A 16,857-nucleotide genomic window follows, 5' to 3' on the forward strand; every position below is an offset into this window, starting at 1 on the left:
CGCGGGGCGGCTGGGCCGCTGCCATGGCCGCGATGTTGCTTTCCGGGCCCGCGGCCACACGCCAAACCCGGGGGCCGCGAACACGCAGCGCCGCAGGCGCTGCAAATCAGACACTGTGAGCAGGGCGACGGAGACGGAACGCCCACTGTCTGAGAGGCTGGAGACGTGAACCCGTCTACAGCACAAGCGCAGGTCGTGGTGGACGAACTCGCGCGTGGAGGTGTGCGGGATGTTGTCCTGTGCCCCGGATCGCGCAACGCCCCGCTGGCCTTCGCGCTGCAGGCCGCCGACGCGGCCGGCCGGTTGCGGCTGCACATGCGCATCGACGAGCGGACCGCAGGCTTCCTGGCCATCGGCTTGTCGGTCTCCAGCCGCCTCCCGGTGCCCGTGGTGATGACGTCGGGTACCGCGGTGGCCAATCTCGGCCCCGCCGTGCTGGAGGCCAATTACGCGCGTATTCCGCTGGTTGTGCTCAGCGCCAACCGGCCGTACGAGATGCTCGGTTCCGGCGCGAACCAGACGGTGGAGCAGCTCGGGCTGTTCGGCAGCCAGGTCCGCGCCACCATCAGCCTCGGCCTGGCCGAGGTGGAGGCATCGACCGACGACTGCGCGGAGTACGGGCATCAGAACAGCCAGTGGCGCTCGGCCGTCTGCCGGGTGCTCGCGGCGGCCCGCGGCACCCGCTCCGGCAATGCGGGCCCGGTGCACTTCGACATCCCGCTGCGTGAGCCGCTCGTGCCCGACCTGGCGCCGGGCGAGCTGGCGCCGGGCGGGCGCGCGAACGACCAGGCCTGGACCAAGACCCAGTACGCCACCTTGGACGTGCCACTCGATCTCGATCTCACCCCCGACACCGTGGTCATCTCCGGGCACGGCGCCGGGCTGCGGCCGGAACTGGCCGACCTGCCCACCGTCGCGGAACCCACCGCCCAGATGCACGGCCCGGCGCTGCATCCGCTCGCGCTGCCGCTGCTGAAGCCGCGCCAGGCCATCATCACCGGGCGGCCGACCCTGCATCGTCAGGTGTCCAAAGTCCTTGCCGACCCGGCTGTTCGGGTCTACGCGCTCACCACGGGCCCGCGTTGGCCCGATGTCTCCGGCAACGTGCTCGGCACCGGCACCAGGGCGGTCACCACCGGCGCGCCCCGGCCGGAGTGGCTGGCATACTGCCGCGAGCTCGACGCGAAGGCGAATCAGGTGGTGCGCGAGGAACTCGACCACCATCCGAAGCCGACCGGGCTGCATGTGGCCGCGGTGGTGATGAACGCGCTGCGTGACGGCGATCAGCTGGTGCTCGGCGCGTCCAATCCCGTGCGGGACGCCGCGTTGGTGTCGCATCCGCGTCCCGGCATCCGGGTGCTGTCGAACCGCGGTGTCGCGGGCATCGATGGCACGGTGTCCACCGCAGTCGGCGCGGCGTTGCGGCACGAGGGCCGCACCATCGCGTTGATCGGCGACCTGACGTTCCTGCACGACGCGTCCGGCCTGCTGATCGGTCCCGGCGAGCCGCGGCCCGCCGATCTGACCATCGTGGTGGCCAACGACGACGGCGGCGGCATCTTCGAACTGCTCGAACAGGGCGATCCGCAGTACGCGGGTGTCTTCGAGCGCGTCTTCGGCACACCGCACGGGATGGACCTGGCCGCGCTGTGTGCGGCTTACCGCATCCCGCACCGGCAGGTCGATCCCGAGCGGTTGGCGGTTGAACTGGCCGGAAACGCGCACGGCACTCGGGTATTGGAAGTCGCTACCGAGCGATCCAGCTTGCGCGAGCTGCACGCGACGGTGCGCGCCAAGATATCTCCGTAGCGGAGTCGTTGTGCCGCAAGCCTCTTCGGTTCAGGCGGGATCGGGTTCGTCGTCGAACGGGACGGGGATCGACTGTTCGATCACGTCGGCCGGATCGGCGCCCCAAGCGTCCCGGGCGATGGTCTCGGCAATCTCCTGGTCGGCGCCGCCGTCCGGATCGGGGCCGTCGTTCAGGTAGTCGGCGTCGTTCGGATTCGCGGGGATCGACTGCTCGGCGAGATCGGCTTCCGGAATCGGGTAGATGTCGGCGGACGTGCTGCGATCGGTCATGGTGCTCCTCGCTGCGATGGCCTCGACCGCGGGCGTACCCGTCGTGGCGTGCCGCAATCGAGGCGGACAACAGTTCCAGCACTGTCGAGCATGCGCCACGTCCGGCCCGCGAGCAACCCCGTGGCGTCCGATCACTCGCCGTCGAGCGCCCCGGTTCCGTTGGCGGGATATTCGACCAGGGCCAGCGTGCGGGCGGCCATGAACCGCGCGGTCCGCACAGGAGTTCCGGTTCGGGTTACTTCGGTCACTTCCACCACTCCGCGCGCGATGCGCACGTCGACTCGTCGCCCCGCGCGGGTGGCTACCACTTCGTAATTGCGAGACCCGTCGCCGAAGTCGACGACGATCTCCACTCGATCACCCTTCATCTACCAATTGTCCTCTTTTCCAGCGCTTTTCGCTGTCACGACTTGGTCGCGGTGCGGCGCTCCGGGCGGCGTCGGGCGGCGGTGGCAGGCCGGCGAATTCGGTCGACGACGCGCGCGCCGCGAGCGCTCGATCGGGCCGCCGGAATTCGCACCGATGAATCCCGTTGCGCCGCGTCGTCTGCACACACAGGAGACGTCCAGCCCGCTCAGGAGAACCGATGAACCAGGAATTCGATTTCGAACCGGCCGCCGCGGCACTCGAGGCCGTGGTCGTCCGCATCACCGATGATCAGCTCGCCGCGGGCTCACCGTGCGTGGACACCAGCGTGCGCGACCTGCTCGCGCACGTCGTCGATCTGACCGAGGCGTTCCGGCAGGCCGCGACGAAGGAGGCGGTCGGCGGTTCGGTCGCGCCGACGGTGGGGGCCGAACGCGCGCTACCCGGCGATTGGCGCACGCGCATCCCCGCGCAACTGAAGGCGCTCGTCGGTGCGTGGCGTGAGCCGGACGCCTGGGACGGCGTGACCGAGGCGGGCGGCGTCAGCGAGCAGGCGCCGGTGATGGCCAGGATCGCGCTGGACGAAATCGTCATCCACGGCTGGGATCTGGCCAAGGCCACCGGGCAACCATTCACCGCCACCGCCGATGATCTCGCCACGCTTCTCGACATGCTCAACGGCGTTCCACCCGAGGGCACTCCCGGGCTCTTCGGTCCGGTGGTCCCGGTCCCCGCCGAGGCGTCCGCGCTCGACCGGGTGCTCGCGCTCACCGGTCGCCGTGCCGACTGGACCGCGTAGGCGAGACCGGCGTGATGAATGTGCCTGCGGTGACGGCGTTTACGGCGGCGCGGGCGGCGGTGGTCGCGGCGTGGTCGTCGATCGGATCGCCGCTGGTCAACAGGCGGTAGTACAGCGGGGCGGACACCGCCGACAGCACGGCGCGCGCATCGGTGCCTGCGGGCGCCTCGCCGCGTTGGATGGCGTGGTCGACGCAGGGGGCCCATTCGGTGAGCCGGACGTCGTAGAAGCGGCGCAGGGCGGTGGCGGCGGACTCGTCACAGGTGGCCGCGGCGATGACGGCCTGAAAGAGCTTGCCCTGGCGCGGATCTGTCAGCGTCTCGGCGACCAGGCGGGCGTTGGCGGTGAGGTCACCGAGCAGTGAGCCGGTATCGGCGTGCGGTACGGACTGTTCGGCCATGTCGACCAGGAGGTCGGTGACCAGGCCGGTCGGCGTGCGCCAGCGCCGGTAGACGGTGGTCTTGCCGACCTCGGCGGCGGCGGCCACCTCGGCGAGGTCCAGGTGGGCGAAGCCGCGTTCGGCCAGCAGATCGCCGGCCACCTGCAGCACGGACTCGCGGACCCGGGCCGTGCGGCCACCAGGGCGAACCGAGCCGGGAGCGGCCTCCTCGTCAGTCATAACGGGTCTCCAGTTTCATTTAGGGCCGAAAGGGTGTAGCGTCCGGTTTGTTAACGGAACTATAGACCCCTTAGGAGTCAACATGGAGTATCGGCGGCTCGGCGCATCAGGTCTGCACGTTCCGGCCCTGAGCTTCGGCGCGGGCACGTTCGGCGGACGCGGCGAGCTTTTCAGCGCCTGGGGCGACACCGACGCCGAGCAGGCGCGGCGGCTGGTCGACATCAGCCTGGCGGCGGGCGTCACCATGTTCGACACCGCCGACGTCTACTCCGACGGCGCCTCCGAGGAGGTGCTCGGCGCGGCGATCAAGGGCAGGCGCGATCAGCTGCTCATCTCCACCAAGGCGTCGCTGTCCACCGGCCCGAGCCCGACGCAGGCCGGTTCCGGGCGGGCCAGGCTGATCGGCGCGGTGGAGGCCTCGCTGCGCAGGCTGGGTACCGACTACATCGACCTGTTCCAGCTGCACGCCTTCGACGCGGGCACGCCGGTCGAGGAAGTTGTTGCCGCACTGGATGATCTGGTCCGCGCGGGCAAGATCCGCTACCTCGGCGCCTCCAACTTCGCCGGTTGGCAGTTGATGAAATCCCTTGCCGCGGCGGACAAGCACGGCCTGACGCGCTACGTCGCGCACCAGGTGTACTACTCGCTGGTCGGTCGCGACTACGAGTGGGAGCTCATGCCGCTCGGCCAGGATCAGGGCGTCGGCGCCGTCGTCTGGAGCCCGCTCGGCTGGGGTCGGCTCACCGGTAAAATCCGTCGCGGCCAACCGCTTCCGGAAGGTAGCCGCCTGCATCGAACCGCGGAAGCGGGCCCGCCGGTCGACGACGAAAAGTTGTACGACGTGGTCGACGTACTGGACGAACTCGCCGCCGAAACCGGCAAGACCGTGCCGCAGATCGCGCTCAACTGGCTGCTGCGCCGCCCCACCGTGTCGACCGTCATCGTCGGCGCGCGCAACGAGGAGCAGCTTCGGCAGAACCTCGGCGCCATCGGCTGGGAACTCAGCATCGACCAGGTCGCTCGCCTGGACAAGGTGAGCGCCACCACTCCGCCCTATCCCTACTACCCGTACTACCGCCTCGGCGATTTCACCCGCCTCAACCCGCCTGCGGTGTAGACCGCTTGAGTCAGGCGCATCGGAAACCTGTGCGCCGCAGGCTCATCATGCGGCGCGGGGTCAGTAGACGTCGCGGACGTAGCGTTTCTGGGTGATCAGTTGTTTCCGGAAGGCGACGGCGCCCGCCTCGTCGAGGTTGCCGTGGACGCGGGCGATGCGCAGCAGTGCGTCGTCCACGTCCTTCGCCATTCTCGTTGCGTCGCCGCAGATGTAGAGGTGCGCGCCGTCGGCGAGCCAGGACCAGAGTTCGGCGCCATGCTCGATCATCCGGTGCTGCACGTAGATCCGCTCGCGTTGGTCGCGGGAGAAGGCCAGGTCCAGGCGGGTGAGGAAGCCGGAGCGGAACATGTCTTCGAGTTCGGTGCGGTAGTAGAAGTTTCGGGCGGCGTGCTGTTCGCCGAAGAACAACCAGTTGCGGCCGGTGCAGCCGAGTTCCCGGCGCTCGTGCAGGAAGCCGCGGAACGGCGCGATGCCGGTGCCGGGGCCGACCATGATCATCGGTGCCGCCGGGTCGGCGGGCGGGCGGAAGTGCGGTGCCCGCTGCAGGAAGATCGGCACCGCGCTGGGACCGGTGCCCGCCCGGTCGGCGAGGAAGGTCGAGCAGACGCCGCCGCGGCGGGCAGCGGATCCGGTGGCGGCGGGATCCCCGTAGCGCACGATGCTGACGGTCAGTTGCACCTCGCCGGGGCTGACCAGCGGGCTCGACGAGATCGAATACTGGCGTGGCTGCAACTTTTTCAGCGTGCCGAGCCAGTCGACCAGATCGGCCCGCACCGGGAAGTCGCGCAGCACGTCCACGGCCTGGCGGTCCCACAGGTAGTTGTCGAGCTCGTTGCGATTGTCCCGGCGCAGCAGCTTCGCCAGCCGGACGTTCGGATTGCGCTCCGCGAGGAAGGTGAGCAGGTCGTTGCTCACCTTGCTGATGTCGTAGTGCGTGCGCAGGGCCTCGCCCAGCGACAGTTCCCGATCGTCGAGCTCGATGATCCGGCGTCCGTCCAGTCCGGTGCGGGCGAGCCATTCGTGCACCAGCACCGTGTCGTTGGTGGGCCAGACGCCGAGCGAATCGCCCACCTCGTAGTCGGCGTCCAGCCCGCGCAGGTCGAAGCCGAACTGCCGCACCTCTTTCGCCGAGTTGCCGAGGGTGAGCGATTCGTTGCGCACCAGCGGCGCGAGGACCGGTGCCTGCCGGGTGAACGGCGCGATCTCCCGGCGGGCGCGGCCCGGCGCGGGGGCAGCGGCGCGGGTGAGCACTGCTGTCAGGGTGCTGCTGCGGGTGCGGGCCGTCCGGTCTTGCGGGGGTGGGCCCGGATCGTGTTCCGGTACATCGCCTTCCATCGACTCGCCGAGCACGGCCACGACCGAGTCGAGCCAGCGTTCGGCGGGCTCCTGAAAGTCGGGTTCACTGTCGATACGCGGAAGCAGCCGCGTCGCACCGTATTCGGCGAACTTCTCGTCCAATCTGCGGCCGTGCCCGCAGAAGTCGTCATAGGAGGAGTCGCCGAGCGCGAACACCGCGTAGCGCACGCCGGTGAGCTGGATCGCGGTGCCGTCGAGCCGGTTCCAGAAGTCGGCGCCGTTGTCCGGCGGCCCGCCGTCGCCGAACGTGCTGCTGATCACCAGCACGTCACCGGCGAGTCCGTCGACCGCGCACGAGTCCATATCGAGCAACCTTGGCGCGAAACCACATTCGGCCAGCCGGGCGGCGACCGTCGCCGCGAGCTCCTCCGCTGACCCGGTCTGCGACGCCCACAGCACGGTCACCGAGTGCGCGGGCGGCGCATCGGGAGCGGCGGCGGCGCGGGAGTACATGCCCGCCAGCACTCCATCGATCCACAGCCTGCTCTGCGCGGACATCGGCGCGGCGGCGGGCAGCACGGGCAGCCCGGTCACCGGAATCGCCTGCAGCGCCGCCAGATATCCACTGAGATAGATCCGCTCGGCCTCGGTGAGCATCGGCGTCGCGGCCGCATCCAGTCCGAACGCCGCGGCCAACGGGTGCGCCATGGTCTGCGCGGGCGTCGGCACCGCGGGCCCCTCCGGAGTATCGGCCTCGGGCACGGCTACCCGGCGCAGCGAGACCGCGCAGGCCTTGAACTCCGGTTGCAGCGACGCCGGATCGACAGCGTCATTGGTGACCGCGTTGATCGTCAGGTACTCGCCGTGCTCGTCGTTCCAGTGGAACGGCGCGAAGCAATCGCCGGGCCTGACCCGGTCGCTGATCTGGACGCCCAGCACGGCCCGCCCACGCCGCGAAGCGATTTCGAGCTGATCTCCGGCCCGCACGCCGAGCCGTTCAGCGTCGGCCGGATGCACCTCGACGAACGGCTGACCGGTGATCTTGTTCAGCTTGCCGATCTTGCCGGTCTTGGTCATGGTGTGCCATTGATGCTGCAGCCGACCGGTATTGAGCAGGAACGGGAAGTCGTCGTCGGGCATTTCTTCCGGCGGAAGATGCGGTCGCGGCCAGAACACGGCCCGCCGGCTCGGCGTGGCGAACGCCAGCCGGGGCTGCCTGCCGTCCGCGTCGATGTGCAGGTTTTGGCTGACGCCATCGTTGACGTAGCGAATCGGATTGCGCGAGCGCGCGCTGTCGGGACAAGGCCACTGCATCGGGCCTTCCTTGAGCCGCTCGAAATCCATGCCGCGCAGGTCATATCCGGAGACCGGATTGGCGAACCGCTTGATCTCGGCGAAAACCTCGGCGCTGGAGCCGAACTCGAACCCGGCGAAACCCATCGCCGTGGCCACCTGGGCGATCAGCAGCCAATCCGGGCGCGCGGCACCGATCGGATCGACGGAACGCTGCAGCAAGGTGACGTTGCGCTCCGAATTCACCATCACCGCATCGGCTTCGGCCCACAGCGTCGCGGGCAGCAGCAGGTCGGCGTAGGCATTGGTGGCGGTCTCGGTGTAGGCGTCCTGGGCGATCACCAACTCGGCGGCCTCCAGCCCGTCCAGCACCGTCTTGCGGTTGGCCACGGTGGCAACGGGATTCGTGCAGATGATCCAGGCCGCCTTGATCTTGCCCGCGGCCAGTTCGCGAAACATCTCGATGGTGCCCGGTCCCACCTCGTCGCGTACCGTGCCGGGCGCGAGTCCCCATGCGGTTTCGACGAAGGCGCGGTCGGCGGGGGAGAGCACGCTGCGCTGGCCGGGCAGGCCCGGGCCCATGTAGCCCATTTCCCGCCCGCCCATCGCGTTCGGCTGCCCGGTCAGCGAGAACGGCCCGCTGCCGACGCGGCTGATGGCGCCGGTGGCCAGGTGCAGATTGCAGATCGCGTTGGTGTTCCAGGTGCCGTGGGTGGACTGATTGAGTCCCATCGTCCACAGCGACATCCATTCGCCCGCCGCGCCGATCCACCGTGCGGCAGTACGGATATCGGCCTCGGCCAGCCCGGTGATCTCGGCGACCCGCGCGGGTGGATAGTCACCGAGGAACTCGGCCATCCCGTCCCAGCCCTCGGTGTGCTCGGCGATGAAATCCCGGTCGATGTCGCCGTTTTCGACGAGCAGGTGCAGCAGACCGTTCAACAGCGCCAGGTCGGTGCCCGGCGCGATCTGCAGGAACAGGTCGGCGCGGGCCGCGGTGTCGGTGCGCCGCGGATCGACGACGATCAATTTCGCACCAGCCTTGAGCCGATCGGCCATGCGCAAGTACAGAATCGGATGACAGTCGGCCATATTCGCGCCGATCACGAAGAACAGATCGGCGTGCTCGAAGTCGTCGTAGGAGCCGGGCGGACCGTCCGCGCCCAGCGACTGCTTGTATCCGGTGCCCGCACTCGCCATGCACAGCCGGGAATTGGCCTCGATGTGCACGGTCCGCAGATAGCCCTTGGCCAGCTTGGTGGCCAGGTATTGCGCCTCGAGCGACATCTGCCCGGAGACATACACCGCGATCGCGTCGGGTCCGTACTCGTCCAGGATCGCGCGCAGTCGATCGGCCGCCTCGCGCACCGCGTCGTCGACCGGCACCGGCACCGGTTCCCGACCGCGTTCGGGCCGTCGGTACGCGGTCTCCATCCGGCCGGGTGTGCGCATCAGTTCCAGATGCGTGGCGCCCTTGGTACACAGCCTGCCCGCGTTCGCCGGATGCAGCTTGTCGCCGCTGACCTTGGCGATGACCGGCGCCCCGTCGGCGCCCGCTCGCGTTTGCACCGTGATGCCGCAACCGACGCCGCAGTACGAGCAGGCCGTCCGTGCGGTGCCGTCCGCGGGTTGTGTGCCAGCGTCCACCATGCCCCCGATCATGGTCATCGCCGATTTCGGCGGGTTTACCCCGCGTTATCGCCAGATGACAATGACCCTCACCAGCGGAAAAGCAGCCGGTGAGGTGTGACGGAGATCGCTGCTCAGCCGAGCTTGTACGCCCGGTGCAACGCGACGATCCCGCCCGTCAGATTACGCCACTTCACCGAGGACCACCCGGCGTCGGCGATCCGCAGCGCCAGTTGCCGCTGGTTCGGCCAGGCCCGAATCGATTCCGCGAGATAGACATACGCGTCGGGATTGCTGCTGACCGCGCGGGCCACCTTCGGCAGCGCCTTCATCAGGTATTCCATGTACACGGTCCGGAACCCCGGCACGATCGGCGTGGAGAACTCGGCGATGACCAGCCGGCCGCCCGGCTTGGTGACCCGCAGCATCTCGCGCAGCGCGATATCCGGATCGGCGACATTGCGCAGCCCGTAGGAAATGGTCACCGCGTCGAACGATTCGTCGGCGAACGGCAGCGCCATCGCATCGGCCGCCACCATCGGCACCTTGCGGTGCTGACCCGCGGCCAGCATGCCCTGGGAGAAGTCGGCGGCCAGGCACCAGGCGCCGGACTTCGCCAGATCGAGCGTGGACACCCCGGTGCCCGCCGCGAGGTCGAGCACCCGCTCGCCCGGCCGTGGCGCCAGCGCCTTGCGCACCGACCAGCGCCAGTAGCGATCCTGGCCACCGGAGATCACCGTGTTGGTCAGGTCGTACCGTTTCGCGACACCGTCGAACATCGACGCAACCTCATGCGGCTGCTTGTCCAGCGAGGCCCTGGTCGATTCTGTTTTAGCCACGTCTGACCCTAACGTCCACGGCAGGGCGGGCCGAGCCAGGTACGGAGATTGTTCGATCACATCGAAGCCGCGTGACCCGCGTCCGTTATGCCGTATGCGGAAGCCGCATTCGGGTGCCGGTGACGTCCGCGTAGTGCCCCATCAGTTCGGTGCAGATCGCGGGCCAGGTGCGGTGCAGCACCGATTTGCGTGCGGCACCGGCGAATCGGGCCCGCAGCACCGGATCGTGCAGTGCCGCAACGGCACTCGGCAGCAGTTCGGTGAAACGGTCGACCGGGAGCAGATAACCGTTGCGACAGTGCGCGATCAGGTCGCGCGGGCCGCCCGCGTCCGGGCCGATCACCGGGATGCCGCAGGCCAGCGCCTCTTGGACGCCCTGGCAGAAGGTTTCGTGCTCGCCCGCGTGCACCATCACGTCCAGGCTCGCGTACGCCTGGGCCAGGGTGTCGCCGCCGAGCTCGCCGGTGAACACCGCGGTCGGCATCATCCGTGCGAGCCGGTCCCGCTCCGGCCCGTCCCCGACGATCACCAACTGGATGTCCGGGTCGTTGCCGAGCACCGCGAGCCGCTCGACGTGCTTCTCCGGCGCGAGTCGTCCGACGAAGCCGACCACCAGCTTGTCGCCGTCGAGCCAGGAGTCGCGCAGTTCCGTGCGCCGCGCGGCCGGGTTGAACCGGTCGATGTCCACGCCACGGCCCCAGCGATGTACGCGCGGAATGCCGTGCTGCGCCAGGTCGTCCGCGGCCGCCCGGGACGGCGCCAGCGTCCTGGTCGCACCCTCGTGGATGCGCCGCGTCCAGGCCCACGCCGCCCGGCTGGCCAGCGCCAGCCCGTAGCTCTTGGCGAATCCGGCGACATCGGTCTGATACACCGCCACCGTCGGCAGATCCAACCGCATCGCCGCGCCGAGCCCGCCGGCGCCGAGCAGGAATGGCGAGGCCAGATGCACCACGTCCGCGTCGAATTCCTCGATGGCCGAGACGATGCCGGGCTGCGGCAGCCCCACCGGCAGCGAACTGATCTTCGGCACCATCACCGCGGGCACTCGATGCACCCGGAACCGCTCGTGCCAGCGCGCGGCGGGCGGCAACCCGCGCGTGGTGTCCGGGGCGATGATCAACGCGTCGTGGCCGTGCCGGTCCAAGTGGTCGACCACCCGCAGCACCGAGTTGACCACGCCGTTCATATTCGGCAGAAACGACTCCGCAACGATCGCTACACGCACCCTCTCAGGGTGACCGCCACAGCGCGCCGTGCCGCCACACGGGCGTTAAGGAAACCTAAAGATCGAGCGAACTCCTCGGGCCGATCGGCGATTCACATGCCGAAAGCATGGAACCGGGGATCGGCCATGCCGTCCTCGGTGGCGATCGCGCCGAGCACGGTGCGCAGCACGGCAACGGCCTCGGCGCCGTGTTCGCGGATCAGGCGCTGCTCGTAGCGGCGATGGAACTTCTTTGCGGTAGCGAGCAGCTCGTTGCCGCGCGTGGTCGGGTACAGCAGTTTGGCCCGACGATCGTTCGGGTCGTCGCGCCGTTCCAGGTAGCCCCGGCGCTGCATGTCGTCGACGATCTGCGCCGCGCCCTGCTTGGTGATCTCCAGGCGTTCGGCCAGTTCGCTGATGTTCATCGGCTTGCGCGCGAGCGAGCGCAGCACGTACCCGTCGGAACGCCCGGTGTCCGCGAAACCCTGTGCCGACACGGTTTCGCGGAGCTCGCGCACGAACTGCTGATAACCGAGGCCGAGCAGGATGCCGAAATCCAGGTCTTGCGATGGTGCCGTCATACCGTCATGATAGACAAGCAAACTTGAACAAGCTTACTTGTCTATCTAGGAGTTACATGCTCGTCATCAAAGCCGCCGACGCACCGCGTTTCGAGGTGCCCGGCGCGCAGTTCACCGCGATGGCTTCGCCGAGCCGCGGTTCGGCCGAGGTCTGTACCTGGCGGCTCACCGTCGCGCCGCGGCATCGGCCGGACGGGTCGCACGTGCTCGATCGCGACGAGATCTTCATGGTCGTCGCCGGAAAACTCGACGTCAGCGGTCAGCTGCTCGAGGCGGGGGATGTCGTGGTGGTGCCCGCGGGCAGTCCCATCGCGGTCGGTAACCCCGGCGACGAACCGGCCGAGGCGTTCATCGCGATCGCCGCGGGTTTCGAGGCCGTCATGCCCGACGGCAGCAGGCTGTCGCCGCCGTGGGCGCAGTAGGTCAGCTCGATTTCGGGCGTCGCCTGCCGAGCCGGGCCAGCAGCCACAGCGTCGGCAGCGCGATCAGCCATACCACCACGATCACCGACAGAGCGGGTGGAATGGCAACGCGCACATCGCGTCCCTCCACCCGCACCAGATCGGGATCGGCGCGGTTGTACTCGACCCGGATGCGCTCACCCGCGGTGAGATTGGTCGGATACAGCACGCCGACCTTCGGATTGTGTGTCTCCCCGTCCGGGGTCACGTACATCACCGCCGAGCGCAGCCGCCCGGCGGAGAGCACCTCGGCGCTGGCCACACCCTTGTCCGAGCTGATCAGGTAATCGTTGCGCCAGGCCGCGCACACCAGCAGCACGACGAGCACGCTGACCACCGCCGCCGCCGTGAGCACGCCGATCCTGGCCCGCCGCAGGCGGATCGACCGCCGATCAGACTGGGTGGTTTCCAACACTGCAACAGGCTACCGACCGACTCGGATACGGTGTCGCGCATGTCCCGAAAATTCAGCTTCACCGTGCCTTATGCCGTCCCGGTCGAAGATCTTCACCGGGCACTTACCGACGACAAGGTCTGGCAGGCGCGTTTCGCCGACGCCGAGACCGCAACATTGGATCTTTCCCATCCCGATGGCGCGGACACCATCCGCATCCACATGACCGAAAAGGCTTCCGAGGACAAGATTCCGAGCGTGGTGAGCAAGGTGCTGAAGAGCCAGCTCACGCTCGAGCGCACGGACAACTGGGCGGCGCTGGCAGGCGAGGTCGCCAAGGGCTCGTTCGAGGGCGCGACCACCGGCATCGCCACCGAGATGTCGGGCACCTACGAAATGCGTTCGACCGCAGAGGGCTCCGAGATCGAGGTGGTCGGCACCGTGCAGGTGAAGGTGCCGGTGGTCGGCGGCGCCATCGAACCGCTCGCCGAGCAGCTGCATCATCGCGTGCTCAACAGCGAGCGCACGTTCATCGAGGAGTGGGTCGCCGCACAGGCGACTGCCTGATCCAGGCCCTGCCCGCCGTCCCGGTCCGCGCCGGGACGGCGGGCCGCTCCACTACTCGGAGTCCGCGGGGGAGTAGTCCTTCTGCTCCACCAGCACCAGCCAGTTCCCGGAGTTGTCCCGGATGATCGCCTCGGTGCCGTACGGCCGGTCCGCGGGCGGCTGGACGAACTCCACCCCCTTCGCGGTGAGTTCCTCGAAGGTCTTCTGGCAATTCTCGGTGCGCAGCCCCAGCGCACCGTGCGTGCCGTTCGCGAGCGCGCGACGGATGGCGTCGGCCAGGTTGTCGTCCAGCGGCGGGCCGGGGACCATCAACGTCACCTCGAGCTCCGGATGCGCCGGGTGTGCGACGGTGACCCAGCGGAACCCGTTGTCGCCCATGGTGACATCGGTGACCTCGACGAAACCCAGCTTGTCGAGGTACCACTGCTTGGCTGCGTCCTGGTCGGTGACGTACACGGTGACCAGGGAGACGTTCGTGATCGTTGTCATGCGACCAGGCTATGGGCGGGCGGTGCCGGGTGGCTTCTCCGAAATTGCGCGATCTCAGCCGTCTCGTTTGCGGTCGCTGAGTCCGTGCATGAACACATAGCACCCGGGAATGCGTGGCGCCCCGTCGGCGAATTTCGCCTGATACTCCGAGGGCGTGACGCCGACCAGCTGACGGAATTTGCTGCTGAACGAACCGAGGCTGCTGTACCCGACCAGCATGCACACCTCGGTGACCGTGACATTGGACGAGCGCAGCAGGTCCTGCGCGCGCTCGATCCGCCGCTCCGCCAGATACGCGGCCGGCGTCAGCCCGTACACCGCGGCGAACGCCCGCAGGAAGTGATACTTGGAAACCCCTGCGGCAGCGGCTAATTCATCGAGGCGCAGCGGGTCGGCATATTGTCGATCCGCGAGATCACGCGCCCGCCGCAGATGCGGCAGCAAATACAGCGCGGGCAATCCACCTTGTTGTCCGCCCATAGTTGAGACCCGTCGTCGCGTGGGCAAGGCAAGCGTCAGCCTACCGCCGGGTGCGTCCGGGAAACCGCAGGTCCTGGCGTCAGGAAAAGGGCGGCAGGTCGTCGCTGCGCATCGACATCCGCCCGGCCGCCCGCCACGCCCGCGCGGTCAGGTCCAGGTCCTCGTCGGTGACCAGATTGCCCATCACCCGAACCGCCGTGCGCTGCAGGTACTTCGACCGCATCACCGGCGGCCCGCCGACCGGCACCATCCGCGGATGGGTGGCCAGACCCGCGATCCGGCGGGCCACCGAGAAGGTGCGGCCGTACTTCGCGCGCAACAGCTCCGGCCAGACGTGGGTGAGGTCCGGCTCATCGAGCAGCCCGGCCAGCATGTGCCCGCCCTCCAGGCCGTAATCGATGCCCTCGCCGTTCAACGGATTCACACAACCCGCGGCATCACCGACCAGCACCCAGTTGCGCCCCGCCACATTCGACACCGCGCCGCCCATCGGCAACAGCGCCGAGGCCACCGCGCGCAACGAACCCTCGAACTCCCACTCGTCGAAGCGCTGCTTGGTGTAGTGCTCCAGCAGCGGCTTCAACGCGATATGCGAGGGACGTTTCTCGGTGGCCAGCGAACCGACCCCGATATTGACCTCACCGTTGCCGAGCGGGAACACCCACCCGTAGCCGGGGACCAGCGCATCGTCGGCGTCGCGCAGTTCCAGATGCGAGGTGATCCACTGGTCGTCGCTGCGGCCGGACTTGATGTAGGCGCGGGCCGCCGTGCCGTACGCGTATTGCCGATGCCAGGTGCGGCCGAGCAGCCGTCCGATCGGTGAGCGCACGCCGTCGGCGACGACGAGCGTCGCGCACGCGATGGTGTGCGTACCCGCCGCTGTCCGCACGATCACACCCGTGACGCGATCACCGTCGCGGGTGACATCGACCACCTTCGTGCCGTCGATCATCCGCGCGCCGGACTTCATCGCGGTCTCGCGCAGCTTGTCGTCGAGTTCGGTTCGGGGAACGGCACTTCCGTAGGTCGGGAAGGAACCGGCGGGCCATGGCAGCAGCGCCTCCCGGCCGAAACCGGTCATCCGCAGGCCGTGGTTGACGGTGTGCGCACGCAGCCAGTCGCCGAGGCCGAGGTGTTCCATTTCGGCCGTCGCGCGCGGGGTCAGCCCATCGCCGCAGGTCTTGTCCCTGGGGAAGACGGCGGAGTCGAGCAGCACCACGTCGCGACCGGCCCGCGCGGCCCAGGCCGCCGACGCCGAACCGGCCGGGCCCGCGCCGATCACGAGCACCTCGGCCCTGGCGGGCAGCGCGGCCCCGCTCGCGGGGGTGACTTCCGGTGAACCCATGGTCTCAATACTTGCAGGGCAATCTTGGTCGTGTCGACGGCGGGCGCGTCACCGGCGACGCGGCGTGGCGAGGCGCGCGGACGGCGGCGTGCAAAAGTGTCTGATACACCGCATAGTGATGGTGTTCATGGGCCATCGGCTGGGGACACGCTAGGTTCTCTATCGTGGGGTCGGACGGATCGGTGGGAGAAGAAATGAGCACATCGGCTGTGAAGGACGAGAGCACGGTGGTGGCCGGGGTCGACCTCGTCGACGTCGAGCTCGCGGCAACCGTGCGCAACGGCCTGGAAGAGGTCGAGAAGCTCCTGGTCACCGAGCTGTCCGACGGTGAGGAATTCCTGCAGGAGGCGGCGCTGCACCTGGCCAGGGCCGGCGGCAAGCGGTTCCGTCCGCTGTTCACCATCCTCACCGGCCAGCTCGGCCCGCGCCCGACCGATCCCGCGCTGATCACCGCGGGCACCGTCGTGGAACTCGTGCACCTGGCGACGCTGTACCACGACGACGTGATGGACGAGGCCACCATGCGCCGCGGCGCCCCGAGCGTGAATTCCCGCTGGGGCAACAACATCGCGATCCTCGCGGGCGACTACCTGTTCGCGCACGCATCGCGGCTCACCTCGACCCTCGGCCCGGATGCCGTGCGGATCATCGCCGAAACATTCGCCGAACTGGTCACCGGCCAGATGCGCGAGACCATGGGCGCCCGCGAATCCCAGGACCCGGTCGAGCACTACCTGCGCGTCGTCTGGGAGAAGACCGGCTCGCTCATCGCGGCCGCCGGCCGATTCGGCGGCACCTTCTCCGGCGCGAGCCTCGAGCACGTCGAGCGGCTGGCCCGGCTCGGCGACGCGGTCGGCACCGCCTTCCAGATCTCCGACGACATCATCGACATCTCCTCGGCCGCCGAGCAGTCCGGCAAGACGCCCGGCACCGACCTGCGCGAGGGCGTGCACACGCTGCCGGTGCTGTACGCGCTGCGCGACGAGGGCGCCGAGGGCGACCGCCTGCGCAAGCTGCTGGCCAACCCGCTGCAGACCGACGCGGAGGTCGACGAGGCGCTCGACCTGCTGTCCCGCTCGCGCGGCATGGTGCTGGCCAAGGAGAAGCTGCAGGGCTACGCCGATATCGCGCACGCCGAACTCTCCGCCTTGCCCGCCGGACCGGCCAACGACGCCCTCGAACACCTGGTTCGCTACACGATCGAGCGTGTCGGCTGACTCGAGCAGGAACTTTGGTTCGTGCTCCTATCGTTGACCTGTTGTCAACACTCAACGATCGGGGAGTGGGCAAAGGAGACGT

Annotated in this window: 17 protein-coding genes; 6 read left to right on the forward strand and 11 right to left on the reverse strand. The window is 68.7% G+C overall.

All coding sequences use genetic code 11. The features are described from left to right. Positions 1–165: 165 nt before the first annotated feature. Positions 166–1,809: a 2-succinyl-5-enolpyruvyl-6-hydroxy-3-cyclohexene-1-carboxylic-acid synthase gene (gene menD, locus ACFWF1_RS18605; RefSeq protein WP_379291108.1), complete on the forward strand. Its 1,644-nt coding sequence runs from the start codon at positions 166–168 to the stop codon at positions 1,807–1,809. A 30-nt stretch (positions 1,810–1,839) separates the two neighbouring features. On the opposite strand, the gene ACFWF1_RS18610 is transcribed toward menD, so the two are convergent. Continuing rightward, positions 1,840–2,079 (reverse strand): hypothetical protein, encoded by a 240-nt coding sequence (locus ACFWF1_RS18610; protein WP_379291106.1) that lies wholly within the window; start codon positions 2,077–2,079, stop codon positions 1,840–1,842. 131 nt (positions 2,080–2,210) lie between these two features. Then, on the reverse strand, positions 2,211–2,447 hold the full coding sequence (locus ACFWF1_RS18615) for a hypothetical protein (RefSeq protein WP_379291104.1): 237 nt from the start codon (positions 2,445–2,447) through the stop codon (positions 2,211–2,213). Between the two features lie 218 nt (positions 2,448–2,665). Here ACFWF1_RS18615 and ACFWF1_RS18620 point away from each other — a divergent pair, with 218 nt between their 5' ends. Next, complete coding sequence (locus ACFWF1_RS18620) at positions 2,666–3,244, forward strand: TIGR03086 family metal-binding protein (protein ID WP_379291102.1); 579 nt, start codon at positions 2,666–2,668, stop codon at positions 3,242–3,244. Here ACFWF1_RS18620 and ACFWF1_RS18625 read toward each other — a convergent pair. Beyond that, positions 3,213–3,863 carry a TetR-like C-terminal domain-containing protein gene (locus ACFWF1_RS18625; RefSeq protein WP_379291100.1) on the reverse strand — a complete coding sequence of 217 codons (651 nt, stop codon included), beginning with the start codon at positions 3,861–3,863 and terminating at the stop codon, positions 3,213–3,215. The genes ACFWF1_RS18620 and ACFWF1_RS18625 overlap by 32 nt on opposite strands. Before the next feature lie 82 nt (positions 3,864–3,945). On the opposite strand from ACFWF1_RS18625, the gene ACFWF1_RS18630 reads away from it, so the two are divergent. Beyond that, the gene (locus tag ACFWF1_RS18630; RefSeq protein WP_379291098.1) at positions 3,946–4,980 is read left to right on the forward strand and encodes an aldo/keto reductase; all 1,035 of its coding nucleotides are present in this window, start codon (positions 3,946–3,948) and stop codon (positions 4,978–4,980) included. 60 nt (positions 4,981–5,040) lie between these two features. On the opposite strand, the gene ACFWF1_RS18635 is transcribed toward ACFWF1_RS18630, so the two are convergent. The 4 genes from ACFWF1_RS18635 to ACFWF1_RS18650 form a co-directional block, all read right to left on the reverse strand. Beyond that, positions 5,041–9,219 carry a molybdopterin-dependent oxidoreductase gene (locus tag ACFWF1_RS18635; protein ID WP_379291096.1) on the reverse strand — a complete coding sequence of 1,393 codons (4,179 nt, stop codon included), beginning with the start codon at positions 9,217–9,219 and terminating at the stop codon, positions 5,041–5,043. A 113-nt stretch (positions 9,220–9,332) separates the two neighbouring features. Next, complete coding sequence (locus ACFWF1_RS18640; protein ID WP_379291094.1) at positions 9,333–10,037, reverse strand: demethylmenaquinone methyltransferase; 705 nt, start codon at positions 10,035–10,037, stop codon at positions 9,333–9,335. Positions 10,038–10,122: 85 nt separating this feature from the next. Continuing rightward, complete coding sequence (locus ACFWF1_RS18645; RefSeq protein ID WP_379291093.1) at positions 10,123–11,262, reverse strand: glycosyltransferase family 4 protein; 1,140 nt, start codon at positions 11,260–11,262, stop codon at positions 10,123–10,125. Positions 11,263–11,354: 92 nt separating this feature from the next. Beyond that, a complete protein-coding gene (locus ACFWF1_RS18650; protein WP_379291091.1) occupies positions 11,355–11,822 on the reverse strand; it encodes a MarR family winged helix-turn-helix transcriptional regulator in 468 nt (155 codons plus the stop codon). 56 nt (positions 11,823–11,878) lie between these two features. Between ACFWF1_RS18650 and ACFWF1_RS18655 the strand changes: the two genes are divergently transcribed. Continuing rightward, positions 11,879–12,244, forward strand: a complete 366-nt coding sequence (locus ACFWF1_RS18655; protein WP_379291090.1) for a cupin domain-containing protein — start codon at positions 11,879–11,881, stop codon at positions 12,242–12,244. 1 nt (position 12,245) lies between these two features. On the opposite strand, the gene ACFWF1_RS18660 is transcribed toward ACFWF1_RS18655, so the two are convergent. Beyond that, on the reverse strand, positions 12,246–12,698 hold the full coding sequence (locus tag ACFWF1_RS18660; RefSeq protein WP_379291088.1) for a DUF3592 domain-containing protein: 453 nt from the start codon (positions 12,696–12,698) through the stop codon (positions 12,246–12,248). 39 nt (positions 12,699–12,737) lie between these two features. On the opposite strand from ACFWF1_RS18660, the gene ACFWF1_RS18665 reads away from it, so the two are divergent. Next, positions 12,738–13,244, forward strand: coding sequence for a DUF2505 domain-containing protein (locus tag ACFWF1_RS18665; protein ID WP_379291086.1), 507 nt, complete (start codon positions 12,738–12,740; stop codon positions 13,242–13,244). A gap of 51 nt (positions 13,245–13,295) precedes the next feature. On the opposite strand, the gene ACFWF1_RS18670 is transcribed toward ACFWF1_RS18665, so the two are convergent. The 3 genes from ACFWF1_RS18670 to ACFWF1_RS18680 form a co-directional block, all read right to left on the reverse strand. Then, a complete protein-coding gene (locus tag ACFWF1_RS18670) occupies positions 13,296–13,733 on the reverse strand; it encodes a VOC family protein (protein WP_379291084.1) in 438 nt (145 codons plus the stop codon). 54 nt (positions 13,734–13,787) lie between these two features. Further along, a complete protein-coding gene (locus ACFWF1_RS18675; protein WP_379291082.1) occupies positions 13,788–14,213 on the reverse strand; it encodes a helix-turn-helix transcriptional regulator in 426 nt (141 codons plus the stop codon). 79 nt (positions 14,214–14,292) lie between these two features. Further along, positions 14,293–15,558 (reverse strand): geranylgeranyl reductase family protein, encoded by a 1,266-nt coding sequence (locus ACFWF1_RS18680; RefSeq protein ID WP_379291080.1) that lies wholly within the window; start codon positions 15,556–15,558, stop codon positions 14,293–14,295. A gap of 194 nt (positions 15,559–15,752) precedes the next feature. On the opposite strand from ACFWF1_RS18680, the gene ACFWF1_RS18685 reads away from it, so the two are divergent. Beyond that, entirely contained in the window at positions 15,753–16,775 is a 1,023-nt protein-coding gene (locus tag ACFWF1_RS18685; protein WP_379291078.1) for a polyprenyl synthetase family protein, read from the forward strand. Positions 16,776–16,857 lie beyond the last annotated feature (82 nt).

This window comes from Nocardia sp. NPDC060255 (assembly GCF_042727395.1).
Lineage (GTDB): Bacteria > Actinomycetota > Actinomycetes > Mycobacteriales > Mycobacteriaceae > Nocardia.

Coding starts and splice junctions, on each gene's coding strand:
- ACFWF1_RS18675 (WP_379291082.1), bottom strand. CDS start 14,213: ATGGGCGGACAACAAGGTGGATTGCCCGCGCTGTATTTGCTGCCGCAT.
- ACFWF1_RS18670 (WP_379291084.1), bottom strand. CDS start 13,733: ATGACAACGATCACGAACGTCTCCCTGGTCACCGTGTACGTCACCGAC.
- ACFWF1_RS18625 (WP_379291100.1), bottom strand. CDS start 3,863: ATGACTGACGAGGAGGCCGCTCCCGGCTCGGTTCGCCCTGGTGGCCGC.
- ACFWF1_RS18680 (WP_379291080.1), bottom strand. CDS start 15,558: ATGGGTTCACCGGAAGTCACCCCCGCGAGCGGGGCCGCGCTGCCCGCC.
- ACFWF1_RS18655 (WP_379291090.1), top strand. CDS start 11,879: ATGCTCGTCATCAAAGCCGCCGACGCACCGCGTTTCGAGGTGCCCGGC.
- ACFWF1_RS18635 (WP_379291096.1), bottom strand. CDS start 9,219: ATGGTGGACGCTGGCACACAACCCGCGGACGGCACCGCACGGACGGCC.
- ACFWF1_RS18620 (WP_379291102.1), top strand. CDS start 2,666: ATGAACCAGGAATTCGATTTCGAACCGGCCGCCGCGGCACTCGAGGCC.
- ACFWF1_RS18650 (WP_379291091.1), bottom strand. CDS start 11,822: ATGACGGCACCATCGCAAGACCTGGATTTCGGCATCCTGCTCGGCCTC.
- ACFWF1_RS18630 (WP_379291098.1), top strand. CDS start 3,946: ATGGAGTATCGGCGGCTCGGCGCATCAGGTCTGCACGTTCCGGCCCTG.
- ACFWF1_RS18665 (WP_379291086.1), top strand. CDS start 12,738: ATGTCCCGAAAATTCAGCTTCACCGTGCCTTATGCCGTCCCGGTCGAA.
- ACFWF1_RS18615 (WP_379291104.1), bottom strand. CDS start 2,447: ATGAAGGGTGATCGAGTGGAGATCGTCGTCGACTTCGGCGACGGGTCT.
- ACFWF1_RS18610 (WP_379291106.1), bottom strand. CDS start 2,079: ATGACCGATCGCAGCACGTCCGCCGACATCTACCCGATTCCGGAAGCC.
- ACFWF1_RS18685 (WP_379291078.1), top strand. CDS start 15,753: ATGAGCACATCGGCTGTGAAGGACGAGAGCACGGTGGTGGCCGGGGTC.